Below are 14684 nucleotides of genomic sequence, written 5' to 3'. Positions count from 1 at the left end.
CGCCCGTCAGGCGCGGGCCGCCTCCCGGGTGGCCCGCCACCGGCTCGCCGCCAGCGTCGCGGAATAGCCGGACAGCACGATCACGTGGAACAGGTACAGCCACAGCAGCACCGCCACGCCGCCGCCGATCTCGTCGAAACCGCCGAACGGCACGCCCAGGTCCAGCGGCAGCGAGCAGAACAGCACGAAACCGTGCAGGAAACCGGACAGGTTCGCCGCCGTGAACGAGCCCAGGACGACGGTGGCGAGCCAGTCCGGGGAGGCCGGGCCGACCACCCGGAACACCCAGATCAGCACCGGCGTGAGCACCAGCCACACCGCCAGGAACGACAGCACGACGCCGAGCGCGCCGATCCAGCCGCCCTGGCGTACCAGCCGGGTGGTCAGCGGCAGCCCCAGCAGGATCGACAGCAGCAGCGCCGGGGCCGGCGCCAGCAGCGGGAGCAGCAGCAGCCGGCCCCGCCAGCCGACCAGCGCACCGGACTCGGCGCGCGGCTCGGCCACCGAGACGAACGCGCGGCGCAGCCCTTCGCCGTACAGCGAGGCCGGCAGCAGCGAGGCCAGCGCCAGCAGCGGAGTCAGCCCCAACCCGGCCTCGACCAGCGCGGCCGCCGCCCGGTGCGCGCCGATCTCGGTGGGCAGCGTCTCGATCGCGTACCCGGTCAGCCGCCGCACCCGGTCCGCCCCGGCGAGCAGCCCGGTCAGCCAGATCGCCAGCAGCGCCACCGGCACCACGGCGATCGCGCCGTAGAACGTGATCGCGGCGGCGTGCAGGGAGAGATCCCGGCCGCGGACCGGCCGGAACGCCGCAGCCGTGATCCGCTTCGCCCGATCCCACCCGTCGCCCATCGCCCTCTCGTTCCCCGTACGGCCCCGCGCCACGCATTACGATCCGGCGGCATGACGATCGCCACGACCGACCGGCTGGTGCTCCGGGACTGGACCGAGTCCCCGGACGACCTGGCCCGGATCTACGACATCTACTCCCGGGACGAGGTGATGCGCTGGCTGGGCGGCGGCAAGGGCCGGATGACCGACCCGTCCGAGGCGCGCGAGCGGGTCCGGTCCTGGCACGAACGCTGGGCGCCGTACGGCGGCCGCTGGGGCCTGTGGGCGATCGAGCCGCGCGCCGGCGGGCCGGTGGCCGGGAGCATCCTGCTCAAGCCGCTCCCGGGACGCGACGGCGTCACGCTGACCGACGACATCGAGGTCGGCTGGCACCTGCACCCCGACGCCCAGGGCAACGGCTACGCCACCGAGGCGGCCCGCGCGGTGCTGGAGCGCGAGTTCGCCACCGGCACCCCGAGGGTGTACGCGGTGGTGATGGCCGGGAACGACCCGTCGATGGCGGTGGCCCGGCGCCTCGGCATGACGCACGTGGGCGTGCGCACCGACTGGTACGGCGGTGCCGAGGTTGAAACGTTCGTCCTGGAACGTCCGGCCTGAGCCGTGCCGTTGGCAGTTCGCCCTCGGCCTCCTACGGTGGTGGGGATACGGGGGAGGCACTGATGGTCGACGGTGGCGACGCAGCGCGTTGGCTGCACCTCCACGCCGCCCGGGGCGGCCCGGACGACCTGTCGCTCCTGGTGAACCGGGTCGCGCCCGCCATCGGGGCCACCGACATCGTGATCTACCTGGCCGACTACACGCAGTCCTCGCTCGTACCCCTGGTCGGCGCGGGCGCGCCTCGGGACGAACTCACGATCGAGACGACGCTGGCCGGCCGGGCGTTCACCTGCCTCCAGGTGCAGCGCGCTCCCGACCGCCCGGACCGGCTCTGGGTGCCCCTGCTGCTCGGCTGCGAACGGCTGGGGGCACTGGAGATCGTGTCGTCGCGCGCCGGCGACCCCGCGCTGGACCGGCCGGCCTGGGAGGTTGCGGTCGCCGTCGCTCAGGTCCTGGTGAACCGCCGGCTCTACGGCGACGTCGTGGAACGGATTCGCCGCCGCCTGCCGATGCAGGTCGCCGCCGAGACCGTGTGGGGGCTGCTGCCGCCGCTGACCTTCGCAACGGACGAGCTGGTGATCACCGCCATCCTCGAACCGTGTTACGACGTCGGCGGGGACATCTTCGACTACGCGCTCAACGGTGACGTGCTCAGCGTCGGGCTCTTCGACACCTGCGGGCACGGGATCAAGGCGAGCGCGATGGCCTCGCTCGTGGTCAGCGCGTACCGCAACGCCCGGCGTACCGGTCTCGACCTGGTCGACACGGCGATCAGCATCGACAGGTGGGTCCGCTCCGAACACCCCGGCCTGTTCGCGACCGCGCTGCTCGCCGAACTCGACCGGCGGACCGGCGTGCTGCGGATCATCAACGCCGGCCACCCCGGCGCCATGCTGCTGCGGGACGGCAAGGCCGTCCGGGCACTGCCCGGACCGACCGCGCTGCCGCTCGGGCTGGGCAACCTGTCGACGCGGCGCCCGCGGGTGCACGAGGAGGCGCTGCACCCGGGCGACCGCGTCCTCGCGTACACCGACGGCATCACCGACGCCCGGGGCGACGACGGGGAACGGTTCGGGCTGGACCGGCTCGTCGACTTCGTCGAGCGTGCCCTCAACGAGCGGCTGCCCAGCCCGGAGACGATGCGCCGACTGGTGCGCGCCGTCCTCGCCTACCAGCAGGACCAGCTCGACGACGACGCCACCGCGCTGTTCCTGGAGTGGCAGCCCTCGCACCTGCCGTTGGCGCACCTGGAGCACCTCACCGCGCCAGACGGGACGATCGTGTCCCTGTAGCGTCGAGGAGGCGATCGAGGCGTGATCGACACCGGTTCGCCGACCTGGTGGCATCGCGGCGCCTGGGATGCCACCACCTCGGCGAAGTGGAGCCGATCATGCCGCCGGGCACTCCGGGACGAACCGGGGTGAGGCGCTGGGGAACAATGGTCCGGTGACCACTCCCCGAGATCTCGTGCTGCTCGGTTCGACCGGCTCGATCGGCACCCAGGCCATCGACATCGTCAAGCGCAACCCGGACCGCTTCCGGGTGGTGGCCCTCGGCGCGGGTGGCGGCAACGTGGAGTTGCTCGCCGCGCAGGCGCTGGAGCTGGGCGTGGAGGCGGTCGGCGTGGCCCGCGCATCCGCCGCGCAGGACCTTCAGCTCGCGTTCTACGCCGAGGCGAGCAAGCGCGGCTGGGCCACCGGCGACTTCAAACTGCCCAAGATCGTGGCCGGGCCGGACGCGATGACCGAGCTGGCGCAGTGGCCGTGCGACGTGGTGCTCAACGGGGTGGTCGGCTCGCTGGGCCTGCCGCCGACGCTGGCCGCGCTGCACGCCGGGCGTACCCTCGCCCTGGCCAACAAGGAGTCCCTCGTCGCCGGCGGCCCGCTGGTCAAGGCCGCCGTCTCGCGACCGGGGCAGATCGTCCCGGTCGATTCCGAGCACTCCGCGCTGGCGCAGTGCCTGCGCGGCGGCGCCCGGGGTGAGGTGCGGCGGCTGGTGGTCACCGCCAGCGGCGGCCCGTTCCGGGGGCGGGGGCGCGACGAGCTGACCGCCGTCACGCCGGAGCAGGCGCTGGCGCACCCGACCTGGAACATGGGCCCGGTCGTCACGATCAACTCCGCCACGATGGTCAACAAGGCGCTGGAGGTGATCGAGGCGCACGAGCTGTTCGACGTGCCGTACGCCGACATCGAGGTGATGGTCCACCCGCAGTCGGTGATCCACTCGATGGTCGAGTTCACCGACGGGTCCACGCTCGCCCAGGCCAGCCCGCCGGACATGCGGCTGCCCATCGCGCTGGGCATCGGCTGGCCGGACCGGGTGCCCGAGGCGGCCTCGGCGGTCGACTGGACCACTGCCCACACCTGGGAGTTCTTCCCGCTGGACGACGCGGCGTTCCCGGCGGTCGCGCTGGCCAAGGCGGCGGGTGAGGCCGGGCGCTGCCGCCCGGCGATCTACAACGCGGCGAACGAGGAGTGCGTGGCCGCGTTCGTCGCGGGCCGGCTGCCGTTCCTCGGCATCGTCGACACCCTCCAGCGGGTGCTGGAGGACGCACCCGATTTCGACGAACCAGGTACCGTCGAAGACGTGCTCGCCGCCGAGTCGTGGGCACGGGCGCACGCCCAGGAGATCATCGTCGGGTCGGTGGAAGGAGCTCGATGAGCTATCTGCTCGGGGTGGTGCTGTTCGCCCTGGCGATTCTCATCTCGGTGAGCCTGCACGAGGCGGGGCACATGCTGACCGCCAAGGCGTTCGGGATGAAGGTCACCCGCTACTTCGTCGGCTTCGGCCCGACGCTGTGGTCGTTCAAGCGGGGCGAGACCGAGTACGGCATCAAGGGCATTCCGCTCGGCGGGTTCTGCAAGATCGTCGGCATGACGCCGCAGGACGACGACGTCGAGCCCGGGGACGAGAAGCGCGCGATGTGGCGTTACCCGGTCTGGAAGCGGACGATCGTGATGTCCGCCGGCTCGATCACCCATTTCGCACTGGCCCTGATCGCGCTCTGGATCATCGCGATCACCGCCGGCCTGCCGAACCCGAAGTTCCCCTCCACTGAGGACGGCTTCAAGGCGGAGCCGGCCGTGATCGCGCTGGCCCCCTGCGTCGTGGTGGAGAACGCGGCCCGCGCCTGCCAGGCCGACGACCCGGCCAGCCCGGCCGAGAAGGCCCAGCTCAAGGACGGCGACCGGATCACCGCGGTGAACGGCCGGCCGGTCTCCACCTGGGGCGACATGCTCGACGTGGTCCGGGCCACCCCGCCCGGCGCGGCCACCGTCACCTTCGAGCGCGACGGCCGGTCGCAGGAGGCCCGGGTCGACCTGGCCGCGGTGCAGCGCCCGCCGCTGGACGACCCGAAGGGCGCCACCTCGTCGGTCTCGGCGCTCGGCGTGGCCCTGCGGCCGAGCACCCCGCCGCGGGTCGAGTACGGCCCGATCGCCGCGTTCGGCGCCACCGCCGACTTCACCGGCACCATGGCAGTGCAGACCGCGCACGCCATGCAGCGCATCCCGCAGAAGGTGCCCGCGCTGTGGAGCGCGATCACCGGCAGCGAGCGCGACATGGACACCCCGATCAGCGTGGTCGGCGCCACCCGGCTCGGCGGCGAGGCCGTGGAGAACAACGCCTGGCTGGTGTTCTTCATGCTCTTCGTGTCGCTGAACTTCTTCATCGGCGTGTTCAACCTGCTGCCGTTGCTCCCGCTGGACGGCGGGCACATCGCCATCGCCTGGTTCGAACGGGCGCGCTCCTGGCTGTACGCGCGCATCGGCCGCCGGGATCCCGGCCGGGTCGACTACCTCAAACTCATGCCGTTCACGTACGCGGTGATCCTGATCGGTGGCGCGTTCACGCTGCTGACAGTCACCGCCGATGTCATCAACCCCATCACGCTCTTCTCAAGGTGAGTGCCTGAAGTGACCGCTGTCAGTCTCGGTATGCCCCCCGTACCGCCGCCGCCGCTGGCCCCGCGCCGGGCCAGCCGCCAGATCATGGTCGGTTCGGTGCCGGTCGGCGGCGGCGCGCCGGTCTCGGTGCAGTCCATGACCACCACCCTCACCGCCGACGTCAACGCCACGCTCCAGCAGATCGCCGAGCTGACCGCGTCCGGCTGCCAGATCGTCCGGGTCGCCGTGCCGTCGCAGGACGACGTGGAGGCGCTGCCCGCGATCGCCAAGAAGTCGCAGATCCCGGTGATCGCCGACATCCACTTCCAGCCGAAGTACGTCTTCGCGGCGATCGACGCCGGCTGCGCCGCGGTGCGGGTGAACCCCGGCAACATCCGGCAGTTCGACGACAAGGTCAAGGAGATCGCGCGGGCCGCCGGCGACGCGGGTGTGCCGATCCGGATCGGCGTCAACGCGGGCTCGCTCGACAAGCGCCTGCTGGCCAAGTACGGCAAGGCCACCGCCGAGGCGCTGGTCGAGTCGGCGCTGTGGGAATGCTCGCTGTTCGAGGAGCACGGCTTCCGGGACATCAAGATCTCGGTCAAGCACAACGACCCGGTGGTGATGATCCGGGCGTACCGGCTGCTGGCCGAGAAGTGCGACTACCCGCTGCACCTCGGTGTGACCGAGGCCGGCCCGGCGTTCCAGGGCACGATCAAGTCGGCGGTGGCGTTCGGCGCGCTGCTGGCCGAGGGGATCGGCGACACCATCCGGGTCTCGCTGTCCGCCCCGCCGGTCGAGGAGATCAAGGTCGGCGCCGCGATCCTGGAGTCGCTGGGCCTGCGCGAGCGCGGCCTGGAGATCGTCTCCTGCCCGTCCTGCGGGCGGGCGCAGGTCGACGTCTACAAGCTGGCCGAGGAGGTCACCGCCGGTCTGGAGGGGCTGCCGGTGCCGCTGCGCGTCGCGGTCATGGGCTGCGTGGTGAACGGTCCGGGTGAGGCCCGCGAGGCAGACCTGGGCGTTGCCTCGGGCAACGGCAAGGGCCAGATCTTCGTCAAGGGCAAGGTCGTCAAGACGGTGCCCGAGGCGCAGATCGTGGAGACGCTGATCGAGGAGGCGCTGCGGATCGCCGACGAGATGGGCGCCGAGATCCCCGAGGAGCTGCGCGACCTGGTGCCGGGCGGCGCCACCGTCACCGTGCACTGATCTGCTTTTCGCGTCGCCGTGCGGCCGTCCCCGTCGGGGGCGGCCGCACGCGCCGTCTCAGGGGCGGGGCACGGCGGCGAACGGGGAGAGCGTGAACCAGCCGGGCGCGGCACGCCGCAGCGCCTCCGGCCCGCTCACCTCCACCGCGCCGCCGCGCAGCGCCGCCGCCCACCCCAGGTCGCCCATCCAGACCTGGACCAGGGCACGCAGGTCCGCGGTGACGGTCACCGTCACGTCGTGCCCGGGGTCGATGTCGCAGACGTCGGCTTCGCCCGCGGCGATCACCAGCCACCAGTCGCGCTGCGCCGCCGGCACGTCCCGGAAGCGGAACCGCACGACGGTACGCCCCGGCGGGACCGCGTCGTGGTCGACGTGCCGGTGCATGTCCCACAGCAGCAGCTTCGGGTCCAGGTCGGCGTCGCCCAGCTCGCCGATCCAGCGCACGCCCCAGGCGCCGAGCGCCTCCAGCACGGGCCGCAGCTCCCGCCCGGCGGCGGTCGGGACGTAGCGCACGTCGGCGCCGTCGACCCGCCGCTCCACCACCCCGGCGCGGACGAGCTGGTGCAGCCGGCGCGACAGCAGCGTGGGCGACATCCGGGGCAGGCCCCGGCGCAGCTCGTTGAAGCGTTCCGAGCCGCTGACCAGCTCCCGGACCACGAGCAGCGTCCACCGCTCGTCGAGCAGTTCCATGGCCTTCGCCACGGGGCAGAACTGGTGGTAGGAGGCCCCCATGGCGGGCACGCTACGCCCGGCCCGGCGGCCCGGCCAGGCGCCTGTCGGGAGCGGTACAGATCTCGTACTGGGGACCGTGTCGTCCGCTGCCTAGCGTCCTGTGCAGGGACGACAGCTGAGGAGCGACAGATGATCGAGGAACGGGAACAGGACGCGGCGGTGAAGGCCCGGCACCGCGCGATGTGGGCGCTGGGCGACTACTCCGCAGTGGCCGCGCAGGTGATCCCGCAGTTGGGGGCGACGCTGGTCCGGGCGGCGGGGGTGGGACCGGGCATGCGGGTGCTGGACGTGGCGGCCGGGACCGGCAACGCGGCTCTGCCGGCGGCCCGGACCGGCGCGCAGGTGGTGGCCGGGGACCTCACCCCGGAGTTGCTGGCGATCGGGCGGGCGGCAGCCGAGCGGGAGGGCGTGACGCTGATCTGGGAGGAGGCGGACGCGGAGGCGCTGCCGTACGCCGACGGCGCGTTCGACGCGGTGCTGTCCTGTGTGGGCGTGATGTTCGCGCCCCGGCATCGGGTCGCCGCCGACGAGTTGTTGCGGGTGTGCCGGCCGGGCGGGACGATCGGCCTGGTCAACTGGACCCCCGAGGGCTTCGTGGGCCAGTTGTTCGCGGCCATGCGGCCGTTCGCGCCGCCACCGCCGCCGGGCGCGCAGCCGCCCCCGCTCTGGGGCGACGAGAACCACGTCCGGGAGTTGTTCGGCGACCGGGTCGACGCGCTCACGCTGGGGCGCGACGCCGTGGTGGTGGACCGGTTCGCCACGCCGGAACAGTTCCGGGACTTCTTCGCGACCCACTACGGGCCCACCGTGGCGGCCTACCGCGCGAACGCGGGCGACCCGGAGCGCACGGCCGGGCTCGACCGCGCGCTGACCGACCTGGCCGCCCGGCACCTGGACGGCGGCGTGATGCACTGGGAGTACCTGCTCGTCACCGCGCGCCGCGCCTGACGGCACGCCGGTCGTGGTCCGGCCGGCGTGCCGTCGCGGCGGCGGCGCTCACTCGGACTCGGCGAGGATGGCGTAGAGCTTGCGCCGCGTCTCGTCGAGCACCTGCGCGGCGCGGGCGCGCTGGTCGTCGGTGCCGGTGGTCATCACCTGCCGCAGCGCCTGCATGGCCTGTGCGCCGGCGTCGCGGATGTCGTGCCAGCTGTTTACCGTCTGCTCGGCGAACTCCGCCCAGGGCGGGGTCTGCGCCGCGGCGGTCGCCTCGGCCTGGCCCTGTTCGGTGAGCGCGAACCGCTTGCGCCCGCCCTCGGAGTCGGCGGCGGTCGCGATGAGGCCCTCGTCCTCCAGCAGTTGCAGCGTCGGGTAGATCGACCCGGGGCTGGGCCGCCAGGCCCCGCCGGTGCGGGAGTCGATCTCCTGGATCATCTCGTAGCCGTGCATCGGACGTTCGGTGAGCAGGGCCAGCACGGCGCCGCGCACGTTGGGCCGCCGGCCTCGTCCGCGCCCGCCGCGGCCCCGCCCGTGGCCGTGCGGTCCGGGCGGGAAGGGCGGCGGACCGGGGGGTACGGGCGGGAAGCCGAAGCCGCCCCGGCGGCGCATCTCGTCGTGCATGGCGTGCATGCGTCGATGGAAACCCATCAGGGCTCTCCTTCTGTCGTCGTATCACTGATGCATCAACGATATATCGGCAATGCATCGCCGACAAGACGCGGATGGAACTCGGCTGCAAACCGTACGTTCGTACTGTTAGGCTGCCGGCGTGCGCCTGCTTCCCGAACCGGGCCCGTCCCGGACCCTCGCCCTCTCCACGCTCGTCAACACCGTCGGGCGGGGCACCTGGCTCACCGCCAGCGCGCTCTTCCTCACCCGCTCGGTCGGGCTCACGGTGGCCGAGGTCGGCGTGGCGCTCACCCTCACCGCGCTGGTCAGCCTGGTGGCGAGCACGCCGATGGGCTACCTGGCCGACCGCCTCGGCCCGCGCGGGCTCCAGATGGCCGCGCTGCTCGCCTCGGCCGGGTGCACCGCCGCGCTGGTAGCGGTGCGCTCGTTCCCCGGCTTCCTGGCCGTCGGCGTGCTGATGGCGCTCGCCGACGCGGGCACCCGGGGCGCCCGGGGCGCGCTGATCGCCGGCGCCGTCCCACCCGACCAGCGGGTCCGCACCCGCGCCTACCTGCGCGCGGTCACCAACGTCGGCATCTCGGTGGGCACCGTGCTGGCCGGGTTCGCGCTCGCCGCCGACACCCGCGGCGCGTACGTCACGCTGATCCTGCTCGACGCCGCGACCTACGTGCTGGCGGCGGCGGTGCTGCTGCGGCTCCCGCCGGTCCCGCCGGTGCCCGCCCCGGCGCACGGACCGCGGCTGATCGCGCTGCGGGACCGCCCGTTCCTCGCCTTCACCGTGCTGGACGGGCTGATGTCCATGCACTTCTCGCTGATCAACATCGCCCTGCCGCTCTGGATCGCCGGGCACACCACCGCGCCGAACTGGCTGATCTCCGTCTGCCTGCTCGTCAACACGGTGGTGGTGATCCTGTTCCAGGTCCGCGCCTCGCGGGGCACCGAGGACCTGACCGGCGCGGGCCGGGCCGCCCGCCGGGCCGGCGTCCTGCTCGCCGGCGCCTGCGCGCTGTTCGCCGCCGGTGGCGGCGTACCGGTCGCGGTGGCGGTGCCGCTGCTGCTGGCCGGCGCGCTGGTGCACGTGGTGGGGGAGTTGTGGCACGCGGCGGCCGGCTGGGGCATCTCGTTCGGGCTGGCCCCGGCGCACGCGCACGGCCAGTATCAGGGGGCGTACGGGATGGGCATGCAGCTCGGCTCGATGGTCGCCCCGGTGGTGGTGACCACGCTCGCGATCGGCTGGGGCGTGCCCGGCTGGCTGGTGCTCGGCGGGGTGTTCCTGCTGCTCGGCGCACTCGTGCCGCCGGTGGTGCGGTGGGCCGCCCGGACCCGGCCGCCCGTGCCCGAACCGGCGCCCGTGACGGTCGGCTGAGCCGCCGCTCACCGGAGCGGTCCGGGGTGCCCGGTCGGCCCGCGCGCCCCGGCGCGGATCTGGCAGGCTGGTAACCGTGCTCACGATGCCGGTACGCCAACTCGGGGAGTCGGAGCGCCGCGCGGTCGAGCGGCTGCTCGACCTCGACCCGTACGCCGGCGCGCAGGTCGCCGAGCGGGTGGCGGCGCGCGGGCTGGCCTGGTGGCGGGCCGAGGCGCGGATCCTCGGCTACGGCTCCCGCCGCAACCTGGAGTCGATCTGCTGGCTGGGTGGCAACCTGACGCCGGTGCTCGCGTCCGAGCCGGCGGTGACCGCGTTCGCCGAGCAGTTGAGCGGGCAGGAGCGGCTCTGTTCCTCGATCGTGGGCCGCGCCGACGCCGTGCTCGGGCTCTGGGACCGCCTCTCCGCGTACTGGGGGCCGGCCCGGGACGTACGCCCGAACCAGCCCTTGCTGGCGACTGACGCGCTGCCCGCCGTGGCGCCCGACCCGGACGTGCGGCGGGTGCGCGGCAGTGAGGTCGACCGGCTGTTCCCGGCCGCGGTGGCGATGTACACCGAGGAGGTCGGGGTGTCGCCGCTGGCCGAGGACGGCGGGCGCGGCTACCGGCGCCGGGTGACCGAGTTGGTGCGCGCCGGCCGCGCCTACGCCCGTTTCGTCGACGGGCGGGTGGTCTTCAAGGCGGAGCTGGCGGTGGTGACCCGCCGGACCGCGCAGGTGCAGGGCGTCTGGGTGGCGCCCGAGTGGCGGGGCCGGGGCATCGCCACCGCCGCGATGGCCGCTGTGGTGCGCGACGCGCTGGACCGGGTCGCGCCCACCGTGAGCCTCTACGTGAACGACTTCAACCTGCCCGCCCGCCGGGTCTACGAGCGCTGCGGCTTCCGCCCGGTCGGCACGCTCGCCACAGTGCTGTTCTGAGGATCACGTCCCGCCGGAGGTCCCGAACCGGACACCCGGCGCTAGGCTGGGCATGTTTTTATACTGACTAGTCAGTTCGGAATTCGGGGTCTGATGAACATCGTCGAGACCAGCGGCCTGGGGCTGCGGACGCGCCGCGGCTGGGTCTACCGGGACGTCGACCTCACCGCCGCGAGCGGTGAGCTGGTCGCGGTCACCGGCCCGCCCGGCAGCGGACGCACCTCTCTGCTGCTCACGCTCGCCGGGCGCTTCCCGCACAGCCACGGCGAGCTGCGCCGCCGGGGTCCGGCCGCGCTCGGCCAGGTGGCCGGCGTGCACGAGCCCGACCCGACGCTCACCGTCGCCGAGCACATCACCGAACGGCTGCTGCTGCTCGGGCCGGTGCCGCGCCGCCGTCGGCGCCTGGTGCCGGTGGCCGCGGTGCGGGCCCGCCGGGCCTACCGCCGCGACGCCTACGCCGCCGCCGTCGCCGGCGCCGGCCTCACCGACGCGCCACTGGACCCCGACCGGTACGGCAGAGACCTCACCCCCGTCGAACGGCAGGTGCTCGGCCTGGTGCTGGCCAGCCTCGGCGGCCCCAGCCTGATCGTCGCCGACGACGTGGACGCCGGCGCCGACCGCCCCGAGCGGGAGTGGATGTGGGGCGCGCTGGAACGCCTCGCCGATCAGGGGTACGCGGTGGTCGCCAGCGCCCGCGCGGTCGAACCCGGCGTCGCCGCCACCGTGCACCGCATCGGCGACCCGGCAGCCCCCGCCCCCGCCCTTACCGCCGAGCCCGCTCCCGACCGTTCCGCCGAGGTGCCCGCATGAGCGTCCTGCGACTTGCCCTGTTCGAGCTGCGCCGGATGACCCGGGGCCGGCTGCCGCGCGCCGCCCTGGCCGTGCTCACCATCGTCCCGCTGCTCTACGGCGCGCTCTACCTGTACGCGTTCTGGGATCCCTACGGGAAGATGGACCGGATCCCCGTCGCCCTGGTCAACGCCGACCGCCCGGCCACCGCCGGCGACGGCAGCGAGGTGCACGCCGGGCGCGACCTCACCGAGAAGCTGCTCGACCGCAAGGTGTTCGGCTGGACCGTCACCGACCAGGCCGACGCCGCGAAGGGGCTGCGCGACGGGCGCTACCACCTGGTCTTCTCCATTCCGGAGGACTTCTCCGCCTCGCTCGCCGCCGCCCCGGAACCGGACCGTCCGGCCCGGCAGGGTGAGCTGAAGGTCGTCAACGACGACGCCACCAACTACCTCTCCGGTCTGCTCGCCCGGTCGGCGTTCAGCGAGATCCGGGCCGCCGCCGCGCAGAGCACCGCCGCCACGTACTTCGACCGGATGCTGATCGGCTTCACCGATGCCAAGGCCGAGACCGGCCGCGCCGCCGACGGCGCCGGGAAGATCGCCGACGGGCTCGGCAGCTCCCAGCGGGGGGCCGATCAGCTCGCCGACGGGCTCGGTGACGCCTCGGACGGCGCCGGGCAGCTCACCGGTGGACTGAACCAGTCCGTCCAGGGCGCGGACAAGCTCGCCAAGGGCCTCGACCAGTTGCGTACCGGCGCCGCCCAGCTCGCCGACGGCGCCGGGCGCGCCGCCACCGAGACCAAGGCCGCGGCGGCGACGGTGAACGCCGCCGCCGACAAGTACGAGCCGGTGCTGCGCCGCAACGCCGACAAGATCGAGAAGGCGGCCACGCTCGTCGCCGACGGCGCGCAGCAGCTCGCCGCCGGGCTGGACGCGCTCCCCGGCAAGGCCGCCGAGGTGGTGGCGACCGCCGAGGAGATCCGTGACCGGCTCGACGCGGTCGCGAAGGAACACCCCGAACTGGCGGACGACCCGGACTTCGCCGCCGCCCGCAAGGCCGCCGACCGGGCCGTCACGCAGGCCCGCTCCGTGGTGGCCGCGCTCGACGAGACCGACATGGCCACGCTGCGCAAGCAGATGACCGACGTGGCGAAGACCGCCCGGGAGGTCGCCGCCGCCGCGCCGCACCTGGCCGACGACGTCGCCTCCGCCCGCGCCAAGGTGAACGAGCTGGCCGGCGGGCTCGCCACGCTGGCCCAGGGCAGCGCCAAGCTCCGCGACGGCCTCGGCGACGCGTCGACCGGCGCGACCGAGCTGCGCGGCGGCCTCTACCGGCTCGCCACCGGCGCCCGCCAGCTCGACGGCGGCCTGGCCCAGCTCGGCAGCGGCAGCAACCGGCTGGTCGACGGGCTGACCCGGCTGGAGGGCGGCGCCGGCGACCTCGCCGACGGGCTCGCCGCCGGGGAGCGGAAATTACCCGGGTACGACGACGCGACCACCCGCGCCGGCGTCCTCGGCGACCCGGTCGGCCTGATCCGCGACTCGCAGAACCCGGCCGGCTCGTACGGCGTGGGCTTCGCCCCGTACTTCCTGTCGCTGGCGCTCTGGGTCGGCGCGATGATCACGTACATGCTGTTGCGGCCGGTCAACCGGCGGCACGTGATGTCCGGCGCGCCCGGCTGGCGGGTCGTGCTCGCCGGGTGGCTCCCGGCCGCGGGCATCGGCCTGGCCCAGGTCACCGTGCTCTACACGGTGGTGACGCTGGCGCTCGGGCTCGACCCGCGGCACGGGGCGGCCACGTTCGGGCTGCTCGCGCTCACCTCGCTGGCGTTCACCGCGATCATGCAACTGCTCGGCGTGGCGCTCGGCCCGGCCGGGCGGCTGGCCGCGCTGGCGCTGCTGATGCTCCAGCTCACCTCGTCCGGCGGCACCTACCCGGTGCAGACGTCGCCCGGCTTCTTCCAGGCGATCCACCCCTGGCTGCCGATGACGTACGTGGTGGACGGCCTGCGGCACACCATCAACGGCGGCACCACCGCCCCGGTGGTCACCGGCGCGCTGGTGCTGCTCGCGTTCGGGCTGGGCGCCATGGCGCTCACCGTCGGCGCAGCCCGCCGCTCCCGCCGGCTGACCCCGGCCAAGCTGCACCCCGAACTGACCATGTGAGGATGAGCCGGTGACGGACGGACGGACACGCCGGCGCGAGGACACCCGCCAGCGCCTCTTCGTGGCGGCGGTGGACCTCATCGCCGAGCAGGGCTTCTCGGCCACCACGGTGGACGACATCGCGGCCCGGGCCGGCGTGGCGAAGGGGACCGTCTACTACAACTTCGAGTCCAAGACCGTCCTGTTCGAGGAGCTGCTGCGGCACGGCATCGGCCTGCTCACCGCCGAGTTCCGGGCCGCCGTGGACAAGCTGCCGCCGCTGGAGGCGCTGGGCGCGCTGGTCCGCGCGCAACTGGAGTACATCCGCCGCTACCGCGCCTTCGCCCAGCTGCTGCTCTCGGAGATGTGGCGGACCAACCGGGAGTGGCAGCAGACGTTGCGGCTGCTGCGCGGCGAGGCCATCGCGGTGATCGCCGACACGGTGCAGGCCGGCGTGGACAGCGGCGACCTCCCGGCCGACCTGGACGTGCGTACCGCGAGTTCGGCGCTGTTCGGCGTCGGGCTGGTGGTGGCGGTGGACTGGCTCGTCTTCTCGCCGGACCGCTCGATCGACGAGGTGCAGGAGTCGCTGCTCGGCATCGTCCGGCGGGTCGCGCGGACCTGACCAGCGG

At 73.7% G+C, this 14684-nt stretch carries 14 protein-coding genes; 11 read left to right on the top strand and 3 right to left on the bottom strand.

The features are described 5' to 3' along the window. Positions 1–6: 6 nt before the first annotated feature. Positions 7–849 carry a YhjD/YihY/BrkB family envelope integrity protein gene (locus HA073_RS01335; protein WP_069089231.1) on the bottom strand — a complete coding sequence of 281 codons (843 nt, stop codon included), beginning with the start codon at positions 847–849 and terminating at the stop codon, positions 7–9. A gap of 51 nt (positions 850–900) precedes the next feature. Here HA073_RS01335 and HA073_RS01330 point away from each other — a divergent pair, with 51 nt between their 5' ends. The 5 genes from HA073_RS01330 (at position 901) to ispG (ending at position 6536) form a co-directional block, all read left to right on the top strand. Further along, positions 901–1446: a GNAT family N-acetyltransferase gene (locus tag HA073_RS01330; RefSeq protein ID WP_043325869.1), complete on the top strand. Its 546-nt coding sequence runs from the start codon at positions 901–903 to the stop codon at positions 1444–1446. A gap of 62 nt (positions 1447–1508) precedes the next feature. Further along, on the top strand, positions 1509–2738 hold the full coding sequence (locus tag HA073_RS01325; protein ID WP_166455522.1) for a PP2C family protein-serine/threonine phosphatase: 1230 nt from the start codon (positions 1509–1511) through the stop codon (positions 2736–2738). A 154-nt stretch (positions 2739–2892) separates the two neighbouring features. Next, complete coding sequence (gene dxr / locus HA073_RS01320) at positions 2893–4107, top strand: 1-deoxy-D-xylulose-5-phosphate reductoisomerase (protein WP_166455521.1); 1215 nt, start codon at positions 2893–2895, stop codon at positions 4105–4107. Continuing rightward, the gene (locus HA073_RS01315) at positions 4104–5351 is read left to right on the top strand and encodes an RIP metalloprotease (protein ID WP_030504229.1); all 1248 of its coding nucleotides are present in this window, start codon (positions 4104–4106) and stop codon (positions 5349–5351) included. Before dxr ends, HA073_RS01315 begins: the two co-directional genes overlap by 4 nt. Before the next feature lie 9 nt (positions 5352–5360). Continuing rightward, on the top strand, positions 5361–6536 hold the full coding sequence (ispG, locus tag HA073_RS01310) for a flavodoxin-dependent (E)-4-hydroxy-3-methylbut-2-enyl-diphosphate synthase (RefSeq protein WP_030504228.1): 1176 nt from the start codon (positions 5361–5363) through the stop codon (positions 6534–6536). A gap of 57 nt (positions 6537–6593) precedes the next feature. Here the strand turns inward: ispG and HA073_RS01305 are convergent, their stop codons facing one another. Continuing rightward, positions 6594–7268 (bottom strand): helix-turn-helix domain-containing protein, encoded by a 675-nt coding sequence (locus tag HA073_RS01305; RefSeq protein ID WP_043325864.1) that lies wholly within the window; start codon positions 7266–7268, stop codon positions 6594–6596. 129 nt (positions 7269–7397) lie between these two features. Here HA073_RS01305 and HA073_RS01300 point away from each other — a divergent pair, with 129 nt between their 5' ends. Beyond that, positions 7398–8216: a class I SAM-dependent methyltransferase gene (locus tag HA073_RS01300; RefSeq protein ID WP_166455520.1), complete on the top strand. Its 819-nt coding sequence runs from the start codon at positions 7398–7400 to the stop codon at positions 8214–8216. Between the two features lie 48 nt (positions 8217–8264). Here HA073_RS01300 and HA073_RS01295 read toward each other — a convergent pair whose 3' ends face one another. Next, positions 8265–8852, bottom strand: coding sequence for a PadR family transcriptional regulator (locus tag HA073_RS01295; protein ID WP_166455519.1), 588 nt, complete (start codon positions 8850–8852; stop codon positions 8265–8267). A 121-nt stretch (positions 8853–8973) separates the two neighbouring features. On the opposite strand from HA073_RS01295, the gene HA073_RS01290 reads away from it, so the two are divergent. The 5 genes from HA073_RS01290 (at position 8974) to HA073_RS01270 (ending at position 14677) form a co-directional block, all read left to right on the top strand. Continuing rightward, complete coding sequence (locus HA073_RS01290; RefSeq protein WP_064447064.1) at positions 8974–10200, top strand: MFS transporter; 1227 nt, start codon at positions 8974–8976, stop codon at positions 10198–10200. Between the two features lie 76 nt (positions 10201–10276). After that, positions 10277–11116, top strand: a complete 840-nt coding sequence (locus HA073_RS01285) for a DUF4081 domain-containing GNAT family N-acetyltransferase (RefSeq protein ID WP_043325861.1) — start codon at positions 10277–10279, stop codon at positions 11114–11116. Positions 11117–11209: 93 nt separating this feature from the next. Further along, positions 11210–11926 (top strand): ATP-binding cassette domain-containing protein, encoded by a 717-nt coding sequence (locus HA073_RS01280; RefSeq protein ID WP_166455518.1) that lies wholly within the window; start codon positions 11210–11212, stop codon positions 11924–11926. After that, positions 11923–14073 carry a YhgE/Pip family protein gene (locus tag HA073_RS01275; RefSeq protein WP_064447065.1) on the top strand — a complete coding sequence of 717 codons (2151 nt, stop codon included), beginning with the start codon at positions 11923–11925 and terminating at the stop codon, positions 14071–14073. The genes HA073_RS01280 and HA073_RS01275 overlap by 4 nt, the downstream gene beginning before the upstream one ends. A 10-nt stretch (positions 14074–14083) precedes the next feature. Continuing rightward, a complete protein-coding gene (locus HA073_RS01270) occupies positions 14084–14677 on the top strand; it encodes a TetR/AcrR family transcriptional regulator (RefSeq protein WP_113971795.1) in 594 nt (197 codons plus the stop codon). The last annotated feature ends 7 nt before the right edge of the window (positions 14678–14684 follow it).

The organism is Micromonospora sp. CMU55-4, from assembly GCF_011602315.1.
In the GTDB taxonomy this organism is placed as follows: domain Bacteria; phylum Actinomycetota; class Actinomycetes; order Mycobacteriales; family Micromonosporaceae; genus Micromonospora; species Micromonospora chalcea.
Note: the sequence above shows the minus strand (reverse complement) of the source record. Positions and strands in the feature narration are given on the sequence as shown.

Excerpts from the sequence above, each read along its gene's own strand:
- HA073_RS01335 (WP_069089231.1), bottom strand. The coding sequence starts at position 849 with ATGGGCGACGGGTGGGATCGGGCGAAGCGGATCACGGCTGCGGCGTTC.
- HA073_RS01330 (WP_043325869.1), top strand. The coding sequence starts at position 901 with ATGACGATCGCCACGACCGACCGGCTGGTGCTCCGGGACTGGACCGAG.
- HA073_RS01325 (WP_166455522.1), top strand. The coding sequence starts at position 1,509 with ATGGTCGACGGTGGCGACGCAGCGCGTTGGCTGCACCTCCACGCCGCC.
- HA073_RS01315 (WP_030504229.1), top strand. The coding sequence starts at position 4,104 with ATGAGCTATCTGCTCGGGGTGGTGCTGTTCGCCCTGGCGATTCTCATC.
- HA073_RS01305 (WP_043325864.1), bottom strand. The coding sequence starts at position 7,268 with ATGGGGGCCTCCTACCACCAGTTCTGCCCCGTGGCGAAGGCCATGGAA.
- HA073_RS01300 (WP_166455520.1), top strand. The coding sequence starts at position 7,398 with ATGATCGAGGAACGGGAACAGGACGCGGCGGTGAAGGCCCGGCACCGC.
- HA073_RS01295 (WP_166455519.1), bottom strand. The coding sequence starts at position 8,852 with ATGGGTTTCCATCGACGCATGCACGCCATGCACGACGAGATGCGCCGC.
- HA073_RS01280 (WP_166455518.1), top strand. The coding sequence starts at position 11,210 with ATGAACATCGTCGAGACCAGCGGCCTGGGGCTGCGGACGCGCCGCGGC.
- HA073_RS01275 (WP_064447065.1), top strand. The coding sequence starts at position 11,923 with ATGAGCGTCCTGCGACTTGCCCTGTTCGAGCTGCGCCGGATGACCCGG.